Source organism: Streptomyces sp. RKAG337 (genome assembly GCF_023701715.1).
GTDB lineage: Bacteria > Actinomycetota > Actinomycetes > Streptomycetales > Streptomycetaceae > Actinacidiphila.
The window spans coordinates 5,232,327-5,257,285 of the sequence record NZ_JAJOZA010000001.1; the positions used below are offsets into that span (position 1 = coordinate 5,232,327).

Sequence of the window (24,959 nt, forward strand, 5' to 3'; positions counted from 1 at the left end):
ATCTAGCCCATTTAACCCTTACGAAAATCGGACGTCCGCATTCCCAGTTTCATAGGCCTGCTCCGGTCACGTTGTTGTCGCAGGTCCGGTTCAGTCAGACGTGCTCACACCGTTTCAGGCGTCGTCATCCGGCGCCTTGTGCCCAGGTGGAGGTTGAGGACCTGGTCCGGCAGATGGAGAGTCAGTTGGCGGTGAGTTTGGATCCGGCTGCGTGGGTGGCTGGGGGCGCGGGGTGCGTTGGCGCCACATGGAGGTGATCAGGCAGAGGGCTGAGGCGGCGAAGAGGGCGGCGGTGATGAGCAGCCAGCGGCCGAGGAACACGTCGGAGGGCAGGCTCGTTGCCGCGTGGTAGCCGGGGACCTTGTTGAGGATCAGGGGGTACCAGGTGATCAGCAAGAGCAGGGCGACGAAGGTTGGCACACGCAGGTAGTTGATCCACTGCTTTGTGGTGCGGTGTTTCCCGGTGCCGCCGCGGGAGCCGAGAAGGGCTTGTGTCGCGCGGTCGGTGAGGGTGTAGAGGGGGAGCAGGACCAGGTCGTGGATGAGGGCGGCGCCCACGAACCAGATCGCGATGCGGAGCGTGTCGCCTTGGAGCAGCCGCGTCCCGGCGTAGGCGGTGAGGGCGAAGGAGCACAGGATGATCAACAGGTGCAGGGGGGATGCGCCGTAGCGCTCGCCGACGCTTTTCACAGCGTGCTCCCGAAGGTGAGTCGGGTGACCCATTTGGTGTTGTGCACGCCGGGGTTGGCGGGGACGATGATGCGGGCGGGGTAGCCGTGGTCCGGGGTGAGGTCTGCGCCGTTGACCCGAAGCGCCAGCAGCGACCGGGTGTCGCGGACCTGGTTGTCCCGCAGCACCGTTGACCGGAAGGCGCCGCCGCGCTGTACGGATTCCACCGCGACGCCCGGTGGGCTGGTGTGCAGGCCGACGAGCGCGGCCAGGTCGGCGAGCCGCACGCCGGACCACTCCTGGTCGTCGGTGGACCACCCCTCCACGCACGCGATCGGCAGCGAGGCTCCGTGCTGTGGCAAAGCCAGGACCTGGGCGCGGGTGAGGACGATCTGCCGGGCGCCGGCGCGCACGGTCAGTCGCCAGTCCGGCCCGATGTCACGGGCCTGGATGCCCACGTCGGCCGCCGTCTTGTTGATCTGGAAGCCGCCCGGCCCCGAGCCCGGGTTCGGGCCGCCGTGCGGTGCAAGCAGCGCGGTGCGGCGCAGTGGCCCGCCGATGCTCTGCCCGGCCGTGACGACGAGCAGGGTCGCGGATCCCAGGCCCACCATGCCCAGCGCGCCGCGTCGCGACATCGTCGGCGCGGCCGGCCGCGGTGAGACCAGACCCGTCTCGTCCGCGGGTTCGGGCTCGGTCCGCTCCAGCGGGGTGCGCAACTCGGTACGCAGCCGGCGGCTGCGCAGGGCGCGGACCATGGTCGGAATGCGGAAGGCGATGTGGACGACGAACGCGCCGATGAAGACCCACGCCCCGTAGAAGTGCAGGGTGTAGAAGGAGCCGGGGAAGATGTAGTGCAGCTGGATGTTGAGAATGCCCGTGATGAACTCGAACAGCACGCCGCCCACCAGGAGCAGCAGCGACAGGCGCTCCAGCGCGTGGCTGACCGAGCGCACCGGAGGCCACGAGAACAGCTTGGGGATCACCGACCACAGCTTGGCCAGCAGGATCGGGATCAGTACCACCCCCAGCGTGACGTGCACGCCTTGCAAGAGCCGGTAGAGCCAGTACGGATGGGTCGGCCAGGAGAACAGGTAGAACCCCAAAATCCCCTTGTCCGGGGTCTGGTCATTGACCGGAGACAGATCCGGGTTGTACGCGGCGTAGGACAGCAGCCCGGTCACGAACAGCACCGAGATACCCACGAGCAGAATCAACCCGAACACCGATGTCAGCCACGGACCGCGCAACGGGCTGCGCCAGAACCCCGGCCGGGCAGGACCCGGCGGCGGTCCCGCAGCCAACAACGCACGCACCCGACCGGGCCGCTCAGGCTTCGCCACCGGGTTGGCACTGGCGGGGGAGGTATCGGGCTGCTTCGTAGCTTTGGGTGAGGGTTCCGCCGCTGGCTGCCCGGGGCCGCTGTCTGTCGGTGTGCTCGCCCCGTCCGCCGGAGGCTGCGGCTGCGGTTTGGGGGGTGGGCGGCGGGCGTCCTGTCCGTCGTCAGGGGCGTCCATCTCGGTTCCTTCCCAGTTACACACAGTGTCCGAGAAGACCGTATGTCGTAACCATTGACGCACGGCGGCAGCGACTCCTTACGATTCGCGCCGTTCTGCCCGCAAGGGGCACCGGGTGCGTCACTGGCTGGAGCGCACTGCGGCGCCGATCGCCTGCAGGACACAGAAGTGGGTTGTCGGGCACCGACCAGCGGCGGAGACTTACCCCGGCCTGTCGGGGAGCCACAAGAGCAGGGCACCGTCTGCTATCTCTGCGAGCTGCCTTCTGCTTCGTGGATGGCGCGGGCTGCGTTGACCAGGCCAATGTGGCTGAGGGCCTGCGGGTAGTTCCCAAGAGCTTCGCCCGTGGCACTGGAGACTTCCTCAGCGAGTAGGCCCACATCGTTGGCTTGGGCCAGAGCTCTTCCGAACACCTGCCGTGCTCCGGAGACATCACCGCTTATTGCCAGGGCGTGGGCGAGCCAGAAAGTACACAGCAGGAAGGTGTCCTCCTGCGTCGGCATGTCGTCTTTGAGGTAGCGCTGTACCAGCCCCCGCGCGTCCGTGAGTTGCGATCGGATTGCTTGGACGGTTGACCGCACGCGGGGTCGTTGCCGGGAAGGAATCCCACCAGGGCCAGCACGAGGGCGGAGGCGTCCAGTTCCTCGCTGCCGAAAGTCAGGACCTGCCGGCGCAGGTAGTCCGTGCTGCCGTCGGTGGCCCTGGGGAGAGGTCCGGCCGCCCTCCAGTCCGGTGCGATACCGGACAGTTCACGGGTGGCAGTTCTGCACAACGTGGATGCGCGCGACAGCACTGACGCCATGCGGCGGGTGGGTCGACGAACGGTGGTGCTTCTCCGCCACCCACAACAGCGGGGTGGCGGCCGGCCGGTCCCCGGGGCGGCGGACGTGCGGAGTCTGTCAGGTCCCGCAGGCGTCGGTGCTTATCGCGGGCCACCTTTTCGGGCGGTGGTGGCCCCGGCACCCATTTCGGCTTCGGCCTGTGCGGCGATTGCCTCCTGGCGGGCCCGGTCCTGCGGGTCGAGATAGTCCAGGTGGTTCCAGCGCGTGGTGTCGTAGCCGGTGTCGGCGTTCCACGGGTAGACCGCGCTCCACAGCCGGTTCCACGCGCGTTGCAGGTCCTGCCGGGAGCTCAGGCGGTCCCGGCTGTCGAGGAAGATGTCTTTGGCCAGCTTGTCCAGGTGCCAGCGCGCGGTGTTGGCCGCGTCCTGCACGAGGCTGTCCAGGGCGAAGGCCATCTTGTAGCCGGGCGTGCCGTAGTGATCGTCGCGCTGCTCGGCCAGCCGGGGCGCGAGGAAAGCGTCGATGGCCTCGATGTCACCGCCGGTGATGTCGTCGGTGTAGTGCAAGGTGCGGTCCAGAGCGGCGGGGTCGGTCACGGGCGGAGGATTCCCCTCGGTCGCGGCGCCGGACCGACGGGGCGTCATGTCCGGTCTGCTGCATCGAAGAGGGAATGTTATCCGAGGCGATGGACCAGGAGAGGTCGCGACGAACTCGCGTCACGGTTTAGCGGACAAGCGGCATCCGGACGCCGGCTGCCCCGGCGAACAGGGAGAACTGGATGATCGCTGACGCGCTCCGGGAGGTGCCCGGCCCTGAGGACGGGCGATTCCGCCGACCGGTTGTACTCGATGGCATCGCGTCCGGCACGCTGGAACGGTCTGCCTGGCTGAATCAAGCTCTGGACCGGTGTGGTTATCCTTCCGGGCCTGCGGGGGTGTGAGAGACCGGGGCATGGAACCGGTCCCGAAGGCGTTGCCGCGACGATTCATCCTGGCCACCTGCGTCGGCCTCCTGATGGCCGGCTGCGCCCGATCCGCCGAACCGGCCAAGGGAGAACCCGGCGCTACTCGTACGGGCCGGACGCCCATCACACCGACCACGAACGCCGTGCCACTTCCACCAGCAGCCGCGGCGGCACCCCCCGCGGCAGTGCCCGTTCCCACTGAGCCAGCTGAACCCGCTCTACGTACGCCACCGTTGTACGAACTGTCGAACCCGGATCGCACGGCCATCGCGCTGACCTTCGATGATGGGCCGAACACGGAGTACACCCCAAGGATCCTGGCGCTTCTGGCCCACTACGACATCCGCGCCACGTTCGTGGTGGTGGGTCAGAACACCGCCGACAACCCGAGTGTCCTCGCACGGATCTATGAAGCCGGGCATCAGATCGCCAACCACACCTGGTCCCATCCCGACCTGCGCCGTCTGTCGTCCGGGGGCGTCCGCGATGAACTGGAGCGCACCAGCGACGTCGTCGAGTGGGCCACCGGTGGATGCCGTACCCGTTGGTTCCGTGCTCCTGGTGGTGACTTCTCTCCCAAGGCGCTGGATGCGTGTTTCCAGCTGGGGATGAGTCCTCTGGCGTGGAGCGTGGATCCTCAGGATTGGCGATGCCCTGGCCAGAATTACATCACCTCGACCGTGTTGAGCACGGTCAAGCCGGGGGCCATCATCCTCAATCATGACGGTGGCGGAAACCGGGCCCAGACCCTTGCCGCTCTCCATGACTACATCCCACGCCTGTTGGACGCCGGTTACACCTTCACCACGCCGTGACCGCGCGCGACCGACCCAGCACAGCGGAGGCCAGGAGACAGGTCCCGGGGTTAAGGCCCTCCTAGGCGACCGCGCCGTCAGGGCTTGGTGAGGTTGGTGTAGAGCTTGGCCCAGGCGGTGTCCTGTGCGGTGGCGGGCTTGGTGTCGCAGAAGGGCAGCGTTCCCTTGGAGGTGTAGTACTTCATCATCGCCAGGACGGCCAGGGTCTTGGCATCACTTCCCCCGGTGTAGTCCTGGCTGGGCAGCACGTTCTGGTGGGTTCGGCAGGTGGGTTTCTTGCTGTCGGAGGTGGTGTCGAGTGTCCCGGTGCGTGCTGCGGAGGAGCCGCAGCCGGTGAGCGCGAGCGCGCCGAGCACGAACAGGGTGGACCAGCGGGTGCGAGCAGTCGATGCCATGGTGGTCTTCCTGTTTTCTGGAGTGATGGCGAGGCCGAGGTGCCTGTTCACAGCGGCATGGCGCGCAGTGCGGTGCCCATCCCGACGGCCAGGATGAGTAGTGCGGTGCCCAGCGGGGTGATGCGTGCGCCCCACGTCGCGAGTCGGCCGGCACGTCCGCCGTTCAGGGCCGGGATTCGGTCACGCAGTTTGAGCAGGACCAGGCCGGCGACGGCCAGGGTGGCGGCCATGCCCAGGCCGTAGCAGAGGACGAGGACGACGCCGAAGGCGGTTCTGCCCAGGGCGATGGAGCCCAGCAGGACGACCAGGGCGGAGGGGCTGGGTACGAGGCCGCCGGCGATGCCGATCCCGATGAGGCCGCCCTTCCTGCGGCCGCTCGACCCACCGTGATGACGGTGACCGAACAGCCCATGGCTGTGCCCGTGCCCCCCATGGCTGTGGCCGTGTGGGTGATCGTGGCCACTGTGGCTTTGGTGGCGCTGGTGAGCAGTAGCGCTCGATGCCGCATGGCCGTGGTGTGCCTCGGATCCCGTGGCGATTGCCGCCTCTGTCGTCGTGCCGGCCACGGCGACAGCCGGGTTTCCGACAGAAGCCGTGACGAGTTCGCCGGCTCCGACGGGCTCGGCGACGGCGGCGACCGCCACATCATGGCTGTGCGGATGATCGTGGCCGTGCTCGTGCTCGTAGTTTCCGTGGGTGTGGCCGTCGTGTGCGGGGGCCTGGTCTGCGGACCGCGCCCCAGCCCGGGTGCGCGCGGTGCGCAGGGCGGCGGGTAGGAGCCAGATTCCGGCGGCGATGATGACGAGGCCGCTGATGGTCCCCAGCCAGGCGAGTGCCTGTTCGCCGACGAGTGCGGAGGACACGCTCAGCGCGGTGCCCAGGACCAGGACCGACGCGGTGTGGGTGAGAGTGACGGTCGTGGCAACGGTCACCGCGTCGCGCGGCCGGCCCTGCCGGCCCGCGAGGTAGGCCGCCATGATGGTCTTGCCGTGTCCGGGCAGTGCCGCGTGCCCCGCACCCAGTACGAGAGCCAGCAGCACGGCGAGCAGTCCGACGGGAAGGGTGAGCCGGTCCCGGTCGGTGAGGGACCCCAACCGTGCGTCCAGAGTCGCGTACCAGCCGCCCAGCAGTCCCGAGCCCGGCGCGTTCGCCGCGACGGCCCCCGGGCCGTTGCCGAGGGTGACGCGGGTGTGGCGGGCGTCGGGCGGGTTGGACAGCAGGTCGGCGGGGTACTTCCGCAGCTCGTTGGAGATGGAGGCGGCGGGGACGTCCGAGGAGCCGATCCGCGTCCCGGCGCTCTGGGCGGTGATCTCGTGCCAGCCGATGTGGGACGGATCGACCCCGGTGGTGAGTTCCAGGGTTCCGGTGGCGCCCAGGTCCGCGGGCGCGCTCAACCGGCATTCGAGCCGGCCGGTGTCGAGACCGGCCTGTCCGCGCACGAGCCGGTAGTCGGTCGTCATGACCTGGAGGTGCAACGAGGCGGCGCGTGAGGACCTGGTCCCCTGGGGTTGGGCGGTCGCACGGATCGCGCGGGCGACCGTGGCGCAGGCGGTCCGGGCGTGCGCGGCAGCTTCGGCGGCGCTGAGCCGGCCGTCGCCATCGCTGTCCAGGGCGGGCATGGCCTGGAGGGTGGGGATCTCGGCCGTGTCCACCACTACCAGGTCATCGACCCGGTCGGAGTGGACCGTCAGACCGTCGTACCGGTTGACGGTGAAGTTCCCCAACGGGTGTGCCGACGCGGCGGGTGCGGCCAGGGACAGCAGCACCGGAATCCCGGCGAGCAGAAGTGCGGCGCGGCGTGCGTAGGCGTGGAGGCGGGTCATCGTTGTCCTTGGAGGCGGGCCAGGCGTGCGCGGGCGTCGGGTGCGCGCAGCGGGGAGAAGGCGGGGTTGGCCGACAGGGCGCTCGTCAGGTCGGTGCGTGCGGCCTGGTCGTCGCCGACCGTCTGCTCGATGACGCCGCGGTGGTAGCGCAGGGTGGCGTCGCGCCACCCGAGCCGGTTGGCTTCCCGGGCCAGGGGCAGCGCTTCTTCGTCGCGGCCGGCCCGGTGCAGGGCCCAGCTCAGTGCGTCGGCGACCAGCACACTGTGCCGGCGGCCCCATTCGGCGGTGAGCAGGGTGACGGCGAGTTCCGGGTTGCCGTGGTCGGCCTGGTACTGGCCGAGGTTCAGGTCGTCGACGACACCGTTGGCGGCGAACAGCCTCTGCTCGGCTTCCAGGACGCGGTATTGCGCGCGGGCCTCCGCGGTACGGCCCAGGGACTCGAGCAGTTCGCCGAGTTCGAGCACGTACTGAGGTTGGGGAACGCGGGCGATGGCTGCTTGGTAGTCGGTGACGGCTTTGGCCGTTTGGCCCAGCGCGGCTTCGGCGCGGGCTACTCCCGCGAGGGCGGCGGTGTAGGTCGGGTCCAGCGCCAGCGCTTTGCGGTAGTGCTCCAACGCCGCTGCGGTGGCACCGGTGTTGAAGGCCAGCTCGCCCAGGTAGTGCTGACAGAAGGCCTGGTCAGCCGGGTTGGAGGCGTCCTCCAGTCCGCGCTGGAGGGCCTGCGCCGCCTCATCGGTCCGGCCCTGCAGCTCCAGCGTGTAGGAGGCGCGGGTGAAGGACGCGGTCGAGGGGTGAAGATCCAGCATCCGCTGAACGGCGGCCTGGGCTCCGGCGTCGTCGCCGAGTTGGGTGAGGGCATCGGTCAGTGCCCCGTAGGCGGCCCATGCGTACGGGTCGCCGGCGACGGCCTGATCGGCCCACGTGCGGGCCTGGGTGAACTGGTGCCGGGCGTTCGCGAGTCCGGCCATGCCGGTCTGCGCGGCCGTGTTGATGTCCGGCTGCAGCGTCAGCGAACGCCGCAGCGCCGTTTCCGCCTTGGGGTACAGCGTCGGGTCGACGGTGAGCCGGGCCTGCTCGACGTATGCGGAGCCCAGTTGCGCCCACGCTGCCGCGTCGGCCGGCTGCCGGCGCAGCTTGTCCTGGAGCTTGCTCACCACCGCGCCGATCGACAGCGCGGTATGGGCCGAGCCGGCCGCCGGGGCGGGTGCCGCTGCGGGAGGAGGGGGGTTGGAGTGGTGTTCCAGCGCCGCGAATCCGGTCAGGCCGGCACACAGCGCGGCGGCGGTGGCGATCAGGGCGAGGCGGCGCATGAACGACATCCCTCTCTGGACGATGGACGATGGACGATGGACGATGGAGGACGATGGAGGACGGGCGTGCTGAGCCGTGGACGAACCGATGGGCGTACGCGTTCGTCAACGACGGGGTCCGGTGGACCGGTGCGGGCAGATGGTGTCGGCCCGCACCGGCCTGTGGGGCTGGCCGGGACTAGCCGGCCTGGTTGACCGAACCGGTGTACGGCAGAGCGACGTACGGGAACGTGGTCCCGAACGGGACGCCCGGCCCGTTGACGCCGTCACCGGCGGCCAGCGCCTGGATCAGGTGCCCGGGAGTGGCGCCTTCGAGCGCCTGGATGGCGATGTCGATGACGTCGTCACCCATGCGGCGGCCGTTGGGGAAGCCCTGGAAGTCACCGTTGAGCACGCCGAGCCGGTCCGGGTTGGCCGTCACCGGCGTCGACATGTTCAGCCGCAGTTCCTCGGCGGGAACGAACCGCTTCTTGTTGACGTCGAGGTTCATCAGCTGCGAGTTCAGGTCCACGGCCAGCGGCCCGTTGGCCGCCTTCGCGATGCCCGTCAGGAAGATCTCCTGCAGGTCCTTGCGCGGGGTGGCGGGCGCCGGGATGCCGTAGATGCCCTGGATGAGCTTGGGCAGCTCAGGGTCGAGGACCTTCGCGACGACCTTCGGCTGGTTGTGGTCCTGCGACGGCGGCAGCGCGTTGAAGGCGTTCTTCAGCCCGGCCGGCACCACCGCCTCGTTGACCAGCGGGTTGCCCAGACGTGAGACCTGCACGTACTTACCCGTGGGGGTCTGCTTGCCGGGGCTGAGCTGCATCGTGCGCCGCTCGGTGGAGCTCCACACGCCGATGACCGGGTTGCGCTTGGCGTTGCCCTTGAAGGCGAGCTTGGACTTGGGCACCTGAATGGACAACGTGTTGACGTTGTAGCCGTTCAGGGTGTTGTGCCCGGTCTCGGAGAGATCGCCGCCGTAGAGCAGGTCGAAGACCCGCAGATCCAGGAAGAACGGGTCCGCGGCCTGTGTGGCGACGGTCTGACCGCCACCGGGCAGCTTTTGCGTCGCCTGGTTGCGGAGCCTGCCGTAGTTCGGCATGGATGCCTTGCCGACGTTGGACGGCGTGGCGATGCCGTCCGCGACGAGCGTGACCGGCTTCTTGCCCGCGCGGATCTCCTGCAGGCTGTAGTGCTGGCGGAACAGCAGCGTCTTGTCGTTGAGGTTGTTCACGACGCCGTTGTTGTACAGGAACGTCTTCTCGCCGCGCCGGTCCTCGTTGCGGAACGTCCACCGGTAGGTCAGGTCCGGCTTGCCGGTGCCCTGGCTGTCGATGTTGATGTCGTAGTGCGCGTCCTCAGCGAACGGATAGAAGTTCGGCCCGCCGTTCGGCTCCTGGAACGGGATCCAGTTCGCCGTGAGCGTCACCGTGTCGGACTTGCCCTTGTCCGGGCTGGTGAACGCGTACAGGTCGGTGTTGTCGACCTGCGGGTCGGCCGCGACCAGCGGTGCTTCGCGGTGGCTGGACGCCTGGCCGACACCGGATCCCGGCCCCGCCAGTGCGGCGCCGGCGACTGCCGAACCGAGGGCCAGCAGCATCGCTGCCGACTTCCACCGGCGGCTGCCGGCGGGTGCTGCGTTTGCGGTCATGAAGAGTCTTTTCTCTCAAGAACGTGGGGACGGTCTCGGAGGATTGGGCCTCCGGGTCCTCTTCGGAGCCAAGCGCACTGCGGATTGGTTCCGATACGAAACTCCACTCAATGGGGAGTGTTTTCCAGCCACCTCGCCGGTGGATTTTTTGGAACTATTTTCTACACGGGAATCGAGATGCCCAGGTCATGTACTAGGGCAGGGGTGTTGAGTGACCGTTTCTTCCCGTATCCCGCACCACGCAGGGCGGTTATGCGTTGAATTTCCCTCGGTCGGGGACCCAGCCAGAGAGGAAATGCAGAGCAGCGCCGTTGCCTGAACCAGTGCAGCCATTCAGGGGACGGCATCGCCCAGTCGCACAGACGGGCGAAGTCGCCAGTGCTCGAACTTTCGATTCGGCGCATTGCTCATTCTTTACTGCGAATCAGTTGCAGGTAGGAACTTCACGCTTCTACGGTGAGTGGGCTACGCCTGACCGGACCGGAAGAAAGCAGTCCCATGGCGCTCACCTCAGTCCCCGCTCCTCCTCCGTCAACTCTCGCCGCTCCGGTGTCACGCTGGACGCGCCTGCGCACATCGATGACCCGACAGGAGTGGACGCGCCTGGGTGGCATGGCCGCGTTCATCTTGGCGCTGCATGTGATCGGCTGGTTCACGCTGGTGGTGATCGTCGCGCCGGAGCACTACACGGTGGGAGCCAAGGCGTTCGGCATCGGAATGGGCGTGACCGCTTACACACTCGGGATGCGGCACGCCTTCGACGCCGATCACATCGCGGCCATCGACAATACCACCCGCAAGCTCATGGGTGAGGGCAAGCGCCCGCTCTCGGTGGGCTTCTGGTTCTCCCTCGGCCACTCCAGCATCGTCTTCGTCCTGGCGTTTCTCCTCTCGCTGGGTATCAAGGCCCTCGCCGGACCGGTTGAAGATGACAATTCGAAGCTGCATCACCTGACCGGGCTGATCGGCACCACCGTTTCCGGCGCCTTCCTCTACATCATCGCGGCTATCAACCTGGTGATCCTGGCCGGGATCTGGAAGGTCTTCCGGAAGATGCGGACCGGCCACTTCGACGAAACCGCGCTCCAGGAGCAACTGAACAACCGTGGTTTCATGAACCGGTTGTTGGGACGGGTGATGAAGTCGATCACCCAGCCCTGGCAGATGTATCCGCTCGGTCTGCTGTTCGGCCTGGGATTCGACACGGCCACCGAGATCGCCCTGATGGTCATCGCCGGTTCCGGGGCTGCTTCGGGCCTGCCCTGGTACGCGATTTTGTGCCTGCCGGTCCTGTTCGCCGCAGGCATGTCGCTGCTGGACACCATCGACGGATCATTCATGAACTTCGCCTACGGATGGGCCTTTTCCAAGCCGGTCCGCAAGGTCTACTACAACCTCACCATCACCGGGCTGTCCGTTGCCGTCGCCCTCATCATCGGCACCGTCGAGCTGCTGGGACTGCTCGCGAACCAACTCGATCTGCACGGCCCGTTCTGGGACTGGGTGGGCAGCCTGGATCTGAACATCATCGGCTTCCTCATCGTCGGCCTGTTCTTCACCACCTGGCTCATCGCCATCGCGGTGTGGAAACTCGGCCGCATCGAAGAGAAGTGGACGGCCGGTCTGTCGACTGCCGATGAGGCAACGGACTGAACCGGTAGGGCAGGTGTTGCGATCACGCGCCGTGCTGCACCGATGGTGCAGCATTGCGGCATGCCGATCACGCCGAGTGCTTTCGCCCATGTGCGTCTCACGGTCACTGACATCGACCGGTCGCGGGCGTTCTACGACGAGGTCTTCGGCCTCCCGATGGCGTTCCAACTGCCGTCCGATGCGGATGAGGAGACTCGGCGACAACTCTCGTTCCTCTTCGGAGGCGTGATCTACCAGCTCGGTCCCTGCTGGGATTGCGTCCGGTCGCGAAGGACCGTTTCGACGAGGACCGGGTCGGCCTCGATCACCTCAGCCTTGCTGTGGCCGACCGCGGAGAGTTGGAAGCGGCGGCGGCTGTCCTGGACGGCCGCGGCGTCGCCCACGAGGGCATCAAGGACATCGGTGCGGGCTACATCTTGGAGTTCCGGGACCCTGACAACATCGCGCTGGAACTGTTCGCTCCCAAGGGCTGACCGGCAGGCTTCGCGCCAAGACCAGGTCGGCATGGCGCGGCCGGTACCGGGGAGCGGGCGGCATCGTTGTGCTCGTGCGGAGGTGATCCGCGGTAGTGCTCAGGAGGAATGCATGTTCGTACGTTCCCTTCGCGCGTCGGCACTCGGCGCGCTGGCACTTGCGGCCATCGCGCCGGTGGCCTCGGCCGCACCGAGCGGACCTACCGACACCGTCCGCGGCGACCACCTCAGGGTTTCGGTCTCCAGCTCGGGCAGGGCCCTGAACGACGGGGTCGTTGACCTCTACTGCCATCCCGCGTCTGGGGTGCGTGCGGATGCGCAGTCCGCCTGCGATGCGCTCGACCGGCTGTCCGAACCGGGAAAGGAGTTGTTCGCACCCGTGGCCGGTGAAGTGCTGTGCACGCTGCAGTACGGCGGGCCGGCCACCGCGCGGGTGACCGGAACGTGGCAGGGCAGGGCCGTCGACGCGGAGTTCTCTCGCGCGAACGGCTGCGAGATCGCTCGCTGGGACACCTTCACTCCACTGCTGCCCGCGATGACGTCGCAGAGCCTCGACGTCGTAAAGCGGTGACCACGGGGGCCTCCTGCTTACGGTGTGCTGGGCAGCGCGGCGAGAATCGCCCGCGCCTTGGGGGCGTGCAGCGGGTTGAAGCGGGAGTTGATGGCCAGGGCCAGAGTCAGATCCTTGCGCGCTGCCGCGTTGTCGCCGAGGGACTGTTGGATCAGAGCCCGGTGGTAGTGGAAGAGGGCACTACGGGTGCCCTGGGCGAGTGATGCGTTCGATTCCTCCAGGGCTTCGTCGTCGCGGCCGTTCGTGTGCAGGGCCCAGGCCAGTGCGTCGTGGGATTCGAGGAACGGACGGGTCCGCAGACCTTGGCGGGCGATGGTGAGGGAGTCCTGCGGGTTGCCGTGGTCGGCTTCGAACAGCGCGGCGTCGGAGTCGAGGGCGACTCCGCCCGCTGCGAAGAGTTTCTGCTCGGCCCTGAAGACCCGGTACTGCTGGTTCGCCTCCGGGGTGCGGCCAAGGGACTGGTAGAGCTCACCGAGCGCGAGGACGTACTCGGGCTGGGGAACTCGCTGGACGGCCTGGGTCAGGTCGGCGATGGCGGCGTCCGTCGTGCCGAGTGCCGCCTCGGCCTGGGCCTTGGCCTGGAGCAGGGCGACGGAAGAGGGGGCCTCACGCAGTCCGGCCTGCGCCTGGGCCAGTTCACCGGCCGGATCGCCGGTGTTGAAGGCGAGTTCGCCGAGGTAGTAGTGGGCGAAGCCCCGGTCGGCGGGCCCGGCCGCGTCCTGCAGAGCGCGCTGCATGTCGGTGCGGGCGGTGTCGGTGTCCCCGCGCAGTTCCGCGACGTACGAGGCACGAGACAGCGACGGTGTCCCCGGCTTGAGGTCGACCATGCGCTGCACGGCGTCGGCAGCCTCGCTGTAGCGGCCGAGTTGGGTGAACGCGTCGGCGAGGGTGCCGTACAGCGAGGAGTTGTACGGATTGACCGCGACGGCCTGCCGGGCCCAGCTAAGTGCGGGGGTGAAGTGGTGGCGGGCTGCCTCCAGGGCTGCCATGCCGCCCAGCGCGGTGAAGTTGTCCGCCTTCTCCACGGCCAGCGAGTGCTGGAGCAGTTCCTCCGCCTTGGGGTAGTACGACGGGTCCGCGGTGGCTTTCGCCTGCTGGACGTAGTCCAGGCCGAGTGTGGCGAGCGCGACGGCATCCTGCGGAGCCTTGCGCAGGTGGTCCTGCAGCCCGGTGATGTCCGCCGCGAGCGGGTCAGCGACCGGGTCGCTCACCGCGTCGGCGGCGGGCGTCCCGTGCTCGGATCGTGCGGCAGGCCACGGAGAGAGGCCGAGGCCGCCGGCGAGGAAGAGCCCCACTCCCAGGGCGCTGGTGATCGCCGCGAGCCGGATGTGGTGCCGGCGTGCGGGGCGCATGTGTTCGGACTCGGTCAATTCCCGCTCCGGTCTGGGACATCTGATGGGGAGGCGGCTGATGGCGGTGCCGCGGGTTGTGGGTCGGCGGGGGTCGCGTAGACGACGATGTTGTCGCGGTACTCGTGCAGGGCCTTGTCGTAGGTGCCGCCGCAGGTAATGAGTCGCAGTGCGGGGGCGCCGGCGGTGGCGTAGACCTGGTCGTCGGGGAAATCCTCTTTGTCGTACTGCCGCAGCGCCCGGACGGTGAAGGCGAGGTGGGAGTGGTCCTCGCGGTCGATGGTGATCGCGTCCCCGGGTCGCAGGGAGGACACGTTGTAGAACGCGGCCGGGCCGGTACGTGAATCGACGTGGCCGACGATGATCGCGGCCCCGGGATCTCCCGGACGGGGGCCTTCGCTCCACCACCCGACCTGCTGCGGGTCCTCGGGGACACCGAGGTGGCCGTCCTGCTGCACCTGCAGCTGGGTCAGGGTCTCGTCGAGGTCGATCCCGGCTATTCGGATACGCACCGGCGCCGGAGCGGAAGCTCCGGCGGAGGCGGCCCGGTCCCCGCCCTGGGTGACGGGGAGGGTTCCGACGTCCGCGCTCCTCGCGGGTCCTGGGCCGGTGGTGATGAGGGCGCGGGTGCCGAAGGAGGCCAGCGATATGCCCGTCAGGACGGCGAGGGATGCGGCCACTCTGCGGGGGCGTGCCGGGCGGAGCCTGCGCAGCCCCCGCGGCCGCCTGCGCTCCGGTGCGGAGCGCAGGCGGCCAGGTGCGGCGGGGGTGGTCACGGACGGCCTGCGTGCCGGCGCCGGCGCAGGTACAGCATTCCGGCCACGGCCAGCAGGGCGCCGCCGCCCAGTGCGGTGGCGGGAACGACGGTGGATCCGCTCAGGGCCGTGCCGCCGAGGCCGGCTCCGATGCCGCCGTCGGGCCGCTGCGAGTCGGCCTGGTTGACCGCGGCGGTGTTGGGCAGCGCCACGTAGGGGAAGGAGGTACCGGTCTGGCGGTAGGGCGTGTCGACGCCGTCACCGGCCGCGAGCGCGGGAACGATCTTCCCGGTCTGCGCGGCGCCTTCCAGGGCCTGCAGCTCGATGTCGACGACATCGTCGTTCAGGCGGCGGCCGTTGGGGAAGCCGGCCAGGTCCTGGCCCAGAACCCCCAGGCGGCTGGGGTTGTCGGACGGCGGCACGGCCATGTTCAGCCGCAGCTCCTCGGCGGGGGTGAAGGTGTCCTTGTGGACGTCGGCGTTGAGCAGCTGCGAGTTGAGGTCGGCCTTGATCGGTCCGCAGTCCTTGCACACACCGGTCAGGAAGATCTCCACCAGGTCGTCGCGGGGCGCGGCCGGGGCGGGAATGCCGTAGATGCCCTGGACGAGTTTCGGGACGATCGGGTCCTTGACCTTGTCGACGACGGGCGTGACCGTGTGGTCCTTGTCCGGGGTCAGCGCGTTGAAGGCGTCCTTGTACTTCAGCGGCACGACCACCTCGTTGACCAGCGGGTTGCCGAGCCGGGACACCTGGTGCCAGCCCGCCCCGGTGGGCGGCCCGCCCCTGGCGTCGTTGCCCTGGCTGCCCTCGTTGTCCTGGGACTGCGTGCCCTCGTTGCTCTCGTTGCCCTTGGACTGCGAGCCCTCGTCACCCTTGCTGCTCCCGGCGGTGACCGTGACGCCCTTGCGGTCGGTGGTGGACCACACGCCGATCACCGGGTTGCGGGTGGCATCACCCTTGAGGGCGAGGTCCTTCTTGGGGACCTGCAGGGCGATGGTGTTGACGTTGTACCCCGCGAGCGTGTTGTGTCCGCTCTCCTTGAGGTTCCCGCCGTAGAGCAGGTCGAAGACCCGCAGGTCCAGGAAGAACGGGTCGGACGCCTGGCCGGCGTAGGACTGACCGCCCTCCGCCAACGGCACCACGGCCTGGCTGCGCAGCGACGCGTAGTCGGGCATCGACGCCTTGCCGGTGTTCGACGGGGCCGCCGGCGCGTCCTTGAGCAGGGTCTTGGTGTTGCCGCTCGCGTCGGTGACGGTCAGGTTGTACGTCTGGCGGAAGTTCAGATTCGCGTCGTCCACAGAATTGACGACGCCGGTGTTGTAGAGGAACTGGTTGGCGTCGTCGCGGATGTGGTCGGTGAACGTCCAGGTGTAGGTGGCGTCGGGCTTGCCGTCTCCATTGCTGTCGATCTTGATGTTGTAGCGGGCGTCATTGGCGAACGGGTAGAAGTTCGGTCCGCCGTTGGGCTCCTCGAACGGGATCCAGTTCGCCACCAGGGTCACGGTGTCGGGCTTGTCGGGGCTGGTGAAGGCGTACACGTCGGTGTTGTCGACCTTCGGGTCACCGGCGGTCAGCGGTGCCTCGCGGTGGCTGGAGGCGGAGCTGACCCCAGGAGCGAGGGTCGTCAGAACGCCGGCGGCGACCAGGGCGAGAGTGCCCAGAGCCGCGAAGGTTCGCTCGGCGGGGCGGGTCGGACTCTTACGGCGTCGCGGACGGGATCGTGGCATGGGACATCCGTTCCAGGTTCGAGCCGGTGCCTGCCAAATGGCCGGCGTGACGGCGGGGTGCGGCGAGCGCTCGGAGCCGCACACGGAGCCATACGCAGAGTGCCCGTTATGTGACTTAAGCTACGAATAAGGCACCATGGACTCAGGGCCCCCGCAACGCTCCTGGGCCGAACGTGGCCGCCCGGCCCCCAACCGTGACGCCACCCGAGTGACCGGCATCCACCTGCGGTTACCACACGGCTGTTGCGGGCATCGTCGGCCGGCGGTGTCGCGGGCGAGACGTCTGCGGGGATGTCTTCGGCCTGCCGACCGGGGTGTTCCGGGCTGTGGGCGTCTTCGCGCACGCCTGCCGTCAGGCACTGGCCCAGACAGCCGTCGTCCCGGGCACAGGGAGGTCCGAGTACCGCCGCCTATATCGCCATCGGCGCCCAGTCGACCGCATCGGGCGTCACCGTCCCGGTATCTGGGTATTGCGTCCTTCGCTGGATGGTTGTGCGGGAGTGACCGTTTCCAGCCCGGGCACGTGGGCGGTCGCACTCCTCCCGCAGCCCAGCTGAGGCGAAGGGGGAGCGGATGAGCCCACGGTTTCCCGACCTGAGGGATCTCGGCCTGCTGAGCAGTGCGGAGTCGGGGGCACTGCGATGCCTGAACCGCGCGCACCTAGAGCTGCGGGGAGAGTGGGAATGCGCCCGCGCCCTGACACGAAGACTGCTGGCCAAGGCCGACCTGGAGGAGGGATACACCGGACAGGTCCCAACGCCGCACCATCAGCTCGCGGCGCGGGCAGCCTCTTCGGCAGCGGCCGTCTACGAGCGGACCATCGGGGAGATCACCTGGCGGTACGCCAGCGCGGCCACCGTCCTGGGCATCACCGTCTGGGACCGCCTGATCTGCGGTCGACCACCCCTCAGCACCCAGACCCTGGAACTCCTGGCGGCGGAAGAACCCACCTTGGGCCAGTTGCGCGGCATCTTCTCCGGCCCCTACGCGCGACTTCTGGAGTTTCGGGCCGATGAGCCCTGGCGGTCCGCGGGCAAGGAGCAGGAGGACCTGCTCGGTCTACTGGAGACCGCCTCCTTCAACGTCACCCACACCCAGACGGACGGCCGGTATCCGGACGAGTCCGAAGCCGCCGACTTCCGGCTGACAACGGCGTCGCCCCACGACGTCGACGCCTTCTGGGAAGACCTCCTCCCCCCAGTGCTGCATCTGGCGGAAGCAGTGCCGTTCGCCATCGCGCAGCGACTCAGGAGCGGCAGCTCAACCAGACGCTGACCCCAGGGGACAGCGCGTACCGGCCGTCGGGGCAGCTCCTTCCGGCGACGCTGCCCCTCCCTGCTTTGGCATCCAACGACCGCATCCGCTATTGCTCTTGGCTCAGGTATGCCGGTATCTCGTTCGGCGCCGCAGGCCACCCGGATGGCTACGACGATTGCACCAACCCCGCCCACACACCCTGAGGGCGGCTTCTGTGGAGGCCACAAACCACAAACGGACCCGCGCATCATGAACAAGGGTTCGTGGAACGCGGGCGAATGCGCGTGCCGTGTTAGGTCGGCAGGAAGGCTTCGTCCGGTGCTGTGGTCACCGAACGAAGCCCCCGGCCTTCCCAGGACAGCGGGAAAAGCGGACCGTGCACCAGCCACATACCTCTGGAGGGGCGGGGCACACGATCCGGCAGAAATTGGATCATCCGTAGGCCGGCCGCGCACGCCGCACCGCCGTACGACGTTAGACCGGCAATCCGATCAGGCGCGCCCCACGCGCCGGAGCGCGATCAGTGGTCGCAGTCGTCCATGCCGGCGCCGTGCATGTCGCTGCCCTGGTGGTCTTTGCCCCACTGTGCCTGGCCGCTGTGGTCGTCGCCGCCGCGGTTGTCCTGACCCCAGTTGCCCTCGCCGCGGTTGTCCTGACCGCCCTGGTCGCCCATGCGGTGGTCGGAAGTGTTCTCGCAGCGGTTGCCGAACGCCGGGTTCAGCGCACCGAGCACGCTGACGGTGTTGCCGCACACGTTGACCGGAATGTGGATGGGCACCTGGATCAGGTTCCCCGACAGCACACCGGGCGAGCCGACCGCATAGCCCTCAGCGCCGGCGTCGGCGGCGGCCAGTCCCGCACCGCCGAACAGGGCGGCACCCATAGCGGCGACGACCGTGGCGGCCTTGGCGATACGCATCATGAAGACTCCCTGAGGGTGAGACAGCTCCGCACCGGGTGCGGCACGGACCTCACGATCAAGACCACACTCAGCGCCATGGACCGCTCCCCAACACGCCTATTGCGTCCGGGTTGGAACCATATTCCACCGCAACAGCTCTCTTCCGGTGCTGTCGACCCGTTCAATCGACCGTGCGCGGGGCCTTCCCGGGTGCCTTCGATGGTGACGCCGTTCCATAACGCCACATGGTTCTTGATCCTCCGGGCGAACGGGCGGGACGCGGGTAGTGCCACGCCGCATCGGGGTTCACCGCACCCTTCGCATCCAACAGGTGGTAGTGGGGGGCACCCTCCCAAAAACACAGCGACGCAGTCGGGGGAGCCCCGGAAGTACTCCCGCCATAAGCTCGGACGGGTAGTAGTCCGCCCCTCCCAGCCGACTCTGCGCACAGGGGCGTTTCAAAGTCCCGATGATCATGTGGGTCTGCAGGTGGTAGTGGCGTGGGGCGTCGAGGGTGACCCGTCACGGAACAACGAAACTCCGGTTGAACGGGGTGGCTTTCCCAAGTCGCCCTGCCGTGCCGGAGTTTCGATGTGTCGTCAGTCTGTCACCGGCTGTCTGGTCAAGCCGTCCACCTTGGCAGGTGTCGCAGTACTTCCGCTGGTGGAGCGGATGCTGCCTGATCCCCGTCGGCGGCGCGGTGTGGGTCACTCGTTCGTGGCGGTGCTGGTGGTCGTTGCCTCGGCGGTGGTGGCTGGCGCACGCTCATACACGCCGATCGGACAGTGGTCCGCGAACGCCCCACAGCACACCACTGGCCCGACTGGGTGCCCGAACAGTGGGCGCGTTGGGCGTCCGCATCCCGCCGAGCGCCGCCACGATCCGACGGGCCATCGGCCCTGCCTGTCCAGGGCGGCCTGGCCGACCTGGCCGGCGCCGATGGAGACCCGCGTCAATAGGACGTCCACCGGCCAGACCGTCTACGCGATCACCGACCTGGCCTCGCACCAGGCCTCACCCCAGTCAACTCGCCAGGGCACATTGGACCATCGAGAACCCGCTGCACTTCGTCTGCGACACCGCCTTTCGCGAGGACGCCTCGAAGATCCACACCGGCCACGGACCCGACAACATGGCGACCCTGTGGAACCTGGCGATCAACACGCTCCGCGACGCCGGACACAGCAACATCGCCGCTGGTCTCCGCCAGGCTTCCTACGAACCCTTCACCCGCCCGCTCGACCGCCTGGGGCATCGCCTGACAGTGATGATGGTCCCGGGTGATGCTGCTGGCGGGCCTGACCCTCCGCCTGACTGGCGTTTCGAATGTCCCGTTCGGGATTTGTGGGCCCACCGCGAGCATCACCACGCACGGCCGAGGGGTGTGCCAAGGTGGGATCACCTGTCACGAGGGAGAGCGGAAATGCTTGGTTCGTCTCCTGTTATGGCGTTCTTGCCGTCTACGGATCCGGTCCGGTCACGGGCCTTCTACGAGGGCGTGCTCGGTCTGACCGTATCCGCATCCGACGGGTTCGCGTTGGTGCTGGAAGGCGGAGGCACGACGATCCGGGTCACCCAAGTCGAGACGTTCGAGCCCCAGCCGTTCACCGTCCTGGGCTGGGTCGTCCCGGACATCGCCCAGGTGATGGCACAACTCGCGCAGCACTCGGTCGAGTTCGTGGTGTTCGAGGGCATGGGCCAGGACGCCGATGGACTCTGGACCGCTCCGGGCGGCCACCGCATCGCCTGGTTCAAAGACCCGGACGCCAACCTGCTGTCACTCACCCAGTACGCCTGACCCAGCGCACTCGCAAGATCCAGGATCTTTGCAGCGCCCCTGCGCTGCGCACCCCCCTCGTGGCTCACCACGTGATTCCACACCGCACGCATCATGTGCTGTCCCTCGCCTTCCTTCACTGTCAAGGTCGCCGAGCACGGTTGACGAGAGGGCGCTCTCAGTTCCGGGATGAAGACCGGGACAGAAGCTCACCGCGGGCAGCTCGCCTCTGCCGGCTCAAGAGATTCGCGGCCCGGGAACGAGAAGGGAGTGGCCCCAGGGGACGGAGGCCGCTGATTCGGCGTCATGCCGGCCAGCGCCGGACACCGAGCTAGCGGACAGGTACGGGACGGCCTCGACCAGCGCGGTCCAGTGCTGGTCCGCCTGCCCCGGGACCATCCGGCCCGCCCGCAGCCATTGCGACACCAACGCCTCGTACAGGGGCGTCACGCCCGGAGGGAGAACCATTCCCCCGCCTGAAGGCTTACGCCGCCGACCGGAAAGACCCATCCCGTCCTGACCTGTCACCGTCACACCTGGCTCAACGAGACCCCAGCCCCGACGGTCACCGTCCGAGCGGGTGACGCCGATCGGTACGGCCGACGACGGGCCACCGGCCAGGTCCCAGAGCTTGTTGACGTGGCCGGGGCGGACAACCGGGACGGTGCGGCGGGCTGTGGGGGGCGGTTCAGGGGATGCGGGGGGCGCGATGGGATCCCCTGCCGGGCAAAGCGGAAACTGGGCGGTCGGGGGTGGTGCGGGCGACCTGAGGGTGGCGTTGCTGCCAGTACGGGTTGTCGTGCGGGAGGCTGCCGCTGACCCTGCCGTACATGCCGAAGGTGGCGACCAGCAGACCCATGGCGAAGCTGAACAGGACGTTGGGGATGCGGAATGCCAGGTAGTTGAAGGAACTGTCGAGCAGCGCCAGGTTGACGAATCCGCTGAGAATGAAAATGGACCCGACGGCGATCTCGATCGTCGAGGCGATGTTCCCGCCGACGACCGACGCGCCGATCAGGAGAGCGCCGAAGACCAGCGACAGGACGCTGAGCAGACCGTTACTCGACAGGCCGGCCACCATACGGCCAGTGGTGTCCAGGAACGTCAGCTGGTCCACCAGCCCTAGGACCCCGAACACCAGCAGCACGACGCCGCATAGGCCCGCGCCGACCCGGTACACCGTGCGAAGCCGGTGATCAACGGGCATCTCGTCTTTGAGCTTCACGATGACCTCCAGGCGTGCGCCCCGACGGGCTGCTGCCCACCGGTTTCCATCAGGCGCGTCGACGGACGGGATTCGATGGGCCATGCGTCGACCGCTCCTTCCACCATGCTTCTCTTTTGGTAACTTCGCATGATCGAACAACGAACCGTAAGAATTAGGTCATAACAGGCGTGCGTGAGCCGTGGGCGCCGAAGCAGGACCACTGACCATGTGGTGTTCTGGAAATGCGTTGCTGGGGCCGTGTTTCCCCTCGCCGATATCCCCACCGCGCTGATCGGGCAACCCCACCGCTGGGTTCTGGCGGTCGCGTTCCTCGCGCAATCCATGGCCTTCGCTACTGGGAACCGGTTTCTCTCCTGTGGGCGCCGCTCTGTATGCAGCGCTTAGCGGTGTCGTGACATGACGGCGCTAGCTTTGCCTGGAGCGACGTGACTACGCGGAGGCGCGGCCCAGCTCATGTCTTGGCCCTCAGATGAGGAGGGGCCAAAGAGGGGAGTGCCTTTTTCTTGGCTCTGTTCCGTTGAGTGTGTCGGACCACGGTGTACTGCCAGGCATGGACAGCGACGGTCGCTACCTGGGCACGCTCACCGCTGGCACGGTCGCCGAAGCCCTGGCCGAAGGAACGGGCGGTGGACCCGGTGTCCCGTCCACGGCGGGCGAACTGGCCGAGTTCCCCGGCCCCGTCACGGTCGACATGTCCCTGGCCGCCGTCCTGCACGTACTGGTGGCCGCTCCGGGCACCGGACTGCCGGTCCTGGACCAGGAACACACCCAGGTGGTGGGATCGCTCACCCACCAAAGCGTCCCGCGCGCTCTGGGTCCGCCCTCCCCGGTGTGACCGTGCCGCGGGCCCGGCCGTTTCCTGGGCCCGCGGGACTTCGTATCCGGCGGCCCCTTGGGCGCGGTCGCGTGGGAACACCGTCAGGAATGCGCCAAGAGACCGTAAGGGTCGTGTAAGTTCGGTGACGGTGTGCCGGGAAGACTGGTCGGCGATCGCTTTGGCGATCCTTCTGCCGACCCAGGGAGCTTCCTGTGGTACTTGTTCGCGGTGTCCGGTCTTGCCGCCCGCTCCGTCCTCTCCACCTCCCTGCTGTTCCTGCTCGCCGGTGCCGCTGTGGGTGACGGCGCTCTGGGCCTGGTGCACATCGCTCCGGACAGCCCCCTGGTGACCGCGACCGCGGACCTGGCGCTGTTCACGGTGTTGTTCACCGACGGCATGCACGTCTCCTTCCCGGCCTGGTTCGGGCCCAAGGGCTTCGCCTCGGTGGTCTACGGGCTGCTGGTGCTGCAGGCGGGCATCCCGCAGGGCGAACAGGCGTACACGCTGATCGCGGTGTGTATCGCGGTCTCCATCGCCGTGCACTCCAGCAGCGGCGTCATCGCCCGCCTGTTCCACGTCGACGACCTGATCGGTATCCCCGACGACGACGACGAGGACGAGGACGACGACACCGCTGGCGTTGTGGAAGGCCGCGATCCGCAACCACCGGTCTCCGGACCGGCCGCGGACCCGGAAACCGGCCCGAAGAACGACGCCGACCCCCACAGCAAGGAGCCCCGACGTGCGCGCACGTGATCTGGCTGAGCCGTACCCGAGCGTCGGAGTCGGCGATGACGCCCTGACCGCCGCCCGGCTGTTGGCCGAGGAGCGCTTGCCGGCCGTCCTGGTGCTGGACGGGCACGGGATGCCCGGGGCGATCCTGCCCGCCTCGCAGTTGGTGCGCCTGTTGGTGCCGAACTATGTATTGGAGGACCCGGCGCTGGCCGCGGTGATCGACGAGGCCCACGCCGACCGGCTGTGCCAGGCACTGGCCGGCCGCACGGTGGGGGAGGTGCTGCCGAGAGAGGCCGGAGCACCTCCTGTCGCGGACGCCGATGACACGGCGGTGGAGGTCGCGGCGCTGATGGCGACGTCCCGCAGCCCCCTGATCGCCGTGGTCGAACACGACGCCGACCGCCGACACGGCGAGGACAGGCTGCTGGGCGTCATCACCGCCTCCCGGCTCCTGGAACGCCTGCTGGCCACCGCATGAGCAACTGGCACGCCTGGGCGGCGCTGGCGGTATTCGCCGGCGCCTACGTCCTGATCATCACCGAATGGGTCCACCGGGTGGCCGCCGCCCTGGGCGGCGCGGCCCTCATGCTCGCGCTGCGCGCCACCGACGCGGACGCCGCCTTCTTCTCCACCGATTCCGGCATCGACTGGAACGTCATCTTCCTGCTGCTGGGCATGATGATGATCGTGGGCGTGCTGCGCCGCACGGGACTATTCGAGTTCCTGGCGATCTGGGCGGTCAAGCGTGCCCGCGCCAAGCCGTTCCGGGTCATGGTGATGCTGGTGGTGATCACGGCGGTGGCGTCCGCGCTGCTGGACAACGTCACCACGGTGCTGCTGGTCGCCCCCGTCACGTTGCTGGTGTGCGAGCGGCTCAATCTGCCCGTCGCCCCGTTCCTGATCGCCGAGGTACTGGCCTCCAACATCGGCGGCATCGCCACCCTGGTCGGCGACCCGCCGAACATCATCATCGCCAGCCGCGCCGGCCTGAACTTCAACGACTTCCTCGTCCACCTCGCGCCGCTGGCCGCGATCCTGACCGCTGTTCTGGCGGTCATGTGCCGGTTCATGTTCCGCCGTGCGTTCGTCTACGACGGGAAGCTCGCGGCCGAGGTGATGGCGTTGAGTGAACGCGAGGCGATCCGCGACCGCAGGCTGCTCGTTCAGGGACTGGCGGTGCTCGTCCTGGTGGTGGCCGCGTTCGTCCTGCACCCGGTCCTGCACTACGAACCCAGCGTCGTGGCACTGCTCGGCGCCGGGCTGCTGGTCGCCATCAGCCCCGTCAAGACCAACGACGTCCTGGCCGATGTGGAGTGGCCGACCCTGGCGTTCTTCGCCGGACTGTTCATCATGGTCGGCGCCCTGATCGAGACCGGCGTGATCAAGGAAGTCTCGTCGGCCCTGGCCGACGCCACCGGCGGCAACGCCCTGGGCGCCACCATGCTGCTGCTCGGCGCCTCCGCCGTGTTGTCGGGCATCGTGGACAACATCCCGTACGTCGCGACGATGGCACCCATCACCGCCGACCTCGTCCACACCGTGGGCGACACCCACGGGCACGTCCTGTGGTGGGCCCTGGCAGCGGGCGCAGATCTGGGCGGCAACGCCACCGCGATCGGCGCCTCCGCCAACGTCGTCGTCCTGGGCATCGCGGAACGCAACCGCACCCCGATCACCTTCTGGACCTTCACCCGCTACGGCGCCCCCGTCGCGGCCGTCACCATCGCCGTCTCCGGCCTCTACATATGGCTCCGCTACTTCGCCCTCGCCTGAAAGATCAGCCAAGCGACGGCAACCGAGGCATCCCAGCCCGC

At 68.2% G+C, this 24,959-nt stretch carries 22 protein-coding genes and 2 pseudogenes; 11 read left to right on the forward strand and 13 right to left on the reverse strand.

Annotation, left to right across the window (positions count from 1 at the left end):
• Positions 1 to 114: 114 nt before the first annotated feature.
• The 4 genes from LNW73_RS23160 to LNW73_RS23175 form a co-directional block, all read right to left on the reverse strand.
• Complete coding sequence (locus LNW73_RS23160; protein WP_250991208.1) at positions 115 to 690, reverse strand: hypothetical protein; 576 nt, start codon at positions 688 to 690, stop codon at positions 115 to 117.
• Positions 687 to 1,982 (reverse strand): molybdopterin-dependent oxidoreductase, encoded by a 1,296-nt coding sequence (locus LNW73_RS23165; RefSeq protein ID WP_250991209.1) that lies wholly within the window; start codon positions 1,980 to 1,982, stop codon positions 687 to 689. The genes LNW73_RS23160 and LNW73_RS23165 overlap by 4 nt, the downstream gene beginning before the upstream one ends.
• Positions 1,983 to 2,428: 446 nt before the next feature.
• The gene (locus LNW73_RS36705) at positions 2,429 to 2,764 is read right to left on the reverse strand and encodes a glycoside hydrolase family 15 protein (RefSeq protein ID WP_374118164.1); all 336 of its coding nucleotides are present in this window, start codon (positions 2,762 to 2,764) and stop codon (positions 2,429 to 2,431) included.
• A 341-nt stretch (positions 2,765 to 3,105) separates the two neighbouring features.
• Positions 3,106 to 3,561 (reverse strand): hypothetical protein, encoded by a 456-nt coding sequence (locus LNW73_RS23175; protein ID WP_250991211.1) that lies wholly within the window; start codon positions 3,559 to 3,561, stop codon positions 3,106 to 3,108.
• Between the two features lie 601 nt (positions 3,562 to 4,162).
• On the opposite strand from LNW73_RS23175, the gene LNW73_RS23180 reads away from it, so the two are divergent.
• Positions 4,163 to 4,744, forward strand: coding sequence for a polysaccharide deacetylase family protein (locus LNW73_RS23180; protein ID WP_250991212.1), 582 nt, complete (start codon positions 4,163 to 4,165; stop codon positions 4,742 to 4,744).
• Between the two features lie 77 nt (positions 4,745 to 4,821).
• Here LNW73_RS23180 and LNW73_RS23185 read toward each other — a convergent pair whose 3' ends face one another.
• The 4 genes from LNW73_RS23185 to LNW73_RS23200 all read right to left on the reverse strand — a co-directional run bounded on the left by LNW73_RS23185 (position 4,822) and on the right by LNW73_RS23200 (position 9,902).
• On the reverse strand, positions 4,822 to 5,139 hold the full coding sequence (locus tag LNW73_RS23185; protein WP_250991213.1) for a hypothetical protein: 318 nt from the start codon (positions 5,137 to 5,139) through the stop codon (positions 4,822 to 4,824).
• A 47-nt stretch (positions 5,140 to 5,186) separates the two neighbouring features.
• A complete protein-coding gene (locus LNW73_RS23190) occupies positions 5,187 to 6,962 on the reverse strand; it encodes a HoxN/HupN/NixA family nickel/cobalt transporter (RefSeq protein ID WP_250991214.1) in 1,776 nt (591 codons plus the stop codon).
• Positions 6,959 to 8,272 carry a tetratricopeptide repeat protein gene (locus LNW73_RS23195; protein WP_250991215.1) on the reverse strand — a complete coding sequence of 438 codons (1,314 nt, stop codon included), beginning with the start codon at positions 8,270 to 8,272 and terminating at the stop codon, positions 6,959 to 6,961. The genes LNW73_RS23190 and LNW73_RS23195 overlap by 4 nt, the downstream gene beginning before the upstream one ends.
• Before the next feature lie 178 nt (positions 8,273 to 8,450).
• On the reverse strand, positions 8,451 to 9,902 hold the full coding sequence (locus tag LNW73_RS23200; protein WP_374118165.1) for a DUF4331 domain-containing protein: 1,452 nt from the start codon (positions 9,900 to 9,902) through the stop codon (positions 8,451 to 8,453).
• Between the two features lie 498 nt (positions 9,903 to 10,400).
• On the opposite strand from LNW73_RS23200, the gene LNW73_RS23205 reads away from it, so the two are divergent.
• The 4 genes and pseudogenes from LNW73_RS23205 to LNW73_RS23215 all read left to right on the forward strand — a co-directional run bounded on the left by LNW73_RS23205 (position 10,401) and on the right by LNW73_RS23215 (position 12,599).
• Positions 10,401 to 11,555 carry a HoxN/HupN/NixA family nickel/cobalt transporter gene (locus LNW73_RS23205; protein WP_250991216.1) on the forward strand — a complete coding sequence of 385 codons (1,155 nt, stop codon included), beginning with the start codon at positions 10,401 to 10,403 and terminating at the stop codon, positions 11,553 to 11,555.
• Positions 11,556 to 11,615: 60 nt separating this feature from the next.
• Positions 11,616 to 11,726: pseudogene (locus LNW73_RS36710) on the forward strand (VOC family protein); the annotation flags it as partial.
• Positions 11,727 to 11,809: 83 nt separating this feature from the next.
• Positions 11,810 to 12,028, forward strand: a complete 219-nt coding sequence (locus LNW73_RS23210) for a VOC family protein (RefSeq protein ID WP_250991217.1) — start codon at positions 11,810 to 11,812, stop codon at positions 12,026 to 12,028.
• A 112-nt stretch (positions 12,029 to 12,140) separates the two neighbouring features.
• Positions 12,141 to 12,599 (forward strand): SSI family serine proteinase inhibitor, encoded by a 459-nt coding sequence (locus LNW73_RS23215; protein WP_250991218.1) that lies wholly within the window; start codon positions 12,141 to 12,143, stop codon positions 12,597 to 12,599.
• A 17-nt stretch (positions 12,600 to 12,616) separates the two neighbouring features.
• Here LNW73_RS23215 and LNW73_RS23220 read toward each other — a convergent pair whose 3' ends face one another.
• The 3 genes from LNW73_RS23220 to LNW73_RS23230 form a co-directional block, all read right to left on the reverse strand.
• Entirely contained in the window at positions 12,617 to 13,969 is a 1,353-nt protein-coding gene (locus tag LNW73_RS23220) for a tetratricopeptide repeat protein (RefSeq protein ID WP_250991219.1), read from the reverse strand.
• A complete protein-coding gene (locus LNW73_RS23225; protein WP_250991220.1) occupies positions 13,966 to 14,628 on the reverse strand; it encodes a class F sortase in 663 nt (220 codons plus the stop codon). Before LNW73_RS23225 ends, LNW73_RS23220 begins: the two co-directional genes overlap by 4 nt.
• A 92-nt stretch (positions 14,629 to 14,720) precedes the next feature.
• The gene (locus LNW73_RS23230) at positions 14,721 to 16,430 is read right to left on the reverse strand and encodes a DUF4331 domain-containing protein (RefSeq protein ID WP_250991221.1); all 1,710 of its coding nucleotides are present in this window, start codon (positions 16,428 to 16,430) and stop codon (positions 14,721 to 14,723) included.
• A 573-nt stretch (positions 16,431 to 17,003) separates the two neighbouring features.
• Between LNW73_RS23230 and LNW73_RS23235 the strand changes: the two genes are divergently transcribed.
• Entirely contained in the window at positions 17,004 to 17,705 is a 702-nt protein-coding gene (locus LNW73_RS23235) for a hypothetical protein (protein ID WP_250991222.1), read from the forward strand.
• Between the two features lie 607 nt (positions 17,706 to 18,312).
• Here the strand turns inward: LNW73_RS23235 and LNW73_RS23240 are convergent.
• Positions 18,313 to 18,609, reverse strand: a pseudogene (locus LNW73_RS23240) (chaplin); the annotation flags it as partial.
• Positions 18,610 to 20,032: 1,423 nt separating this feature from the next.
• Between LNW73_RS23240 and LNW73_RS23250 the strand changes: the two are divergent.
• Complete coding sequence (locus tag LNW73_RS23250) at positions 20,033 to 20,386, forward strand: VOC family protein (RefSeq protein WP_250991223.1); 354 nt, start codon at positions 20,033 to 20,035, stop codon at positions 20,384 to 20,386.
• Between the two features lie 667 nt (positions 20,387 to 21,053).
• On the opposite strand, the gene LNW73_RS23255 is transcribed toward LNW73_RS23250, so the two are convergent.
• Positions 21,054 to 21,590, reverse strand: a complete 537-nt coding sequence (locus LNW73_RS23255) for a DUF4383 domain-containing protein (RefSeq protein WP_250993016.1) — start codon at positions 21,588 to 21,590, stop codon at positions 21,054 to 21,056.
• A 553-nt stretch (positions 21,591 to 22,143) separates the two neighbouring features.
• Between LNW73_RS23255 and LNW73_RS23260 the strand changes: the two genes are divergently transcribed.
• From LNW73_RS23260 to LNW73_RS23275, 4 genes are all read left to right on the forward strand, one after another.
• Positions 22,144 to 22,428, forward strand: a complete 285-nt coding sequence (locus LNW73_RS23260; protein ID WP_250991224.1) for a hypothetical protein — start codon at positions 22,144 to 22,146, stop codon at positions 22,426 to 22,428.
• 201 nt (positions 22,429 to 22,629) lie between these two features.
• Entirely contained in the window at positions 22,630 to 23,166 is a 537-nt protein-coding gene (locus tag LNW73_RS36440; RefSeq protein ID WP_441349485.1) for a hypothetical protein, read from the forward strand.
• A complete protein-coding gene (locus LNW73_RS23270; protein ID WP_250991225.1) occupies positions 23,153 to 23,623 on the forward strand; it encodes a CBS domain-containing protein in 471 nt (156 codons plus the stop codon). The genes LNW73_RS36440 and LNW73_RS23270 overlap by 14 nt, the downstream gene beginning before the upstream one ends.
• Positions 23,620 to 24,918, forward strand: coding sequence for an ArsB/NhaD family transporter (locus tag LNW73_RS23275; protein WP_250991226.1), 1,299 nt, complete (start codon positions 23,620 to 23,622; stop codon positions 24,916 to 24,918). The genes LNW73_RS23270 and LNW73_RS23275 overlap by 4 nt, the downstream gene beginning before the upstream one ends.
• Positions 24,919 to 24,959: the final 41 nt, after the last annotated feature.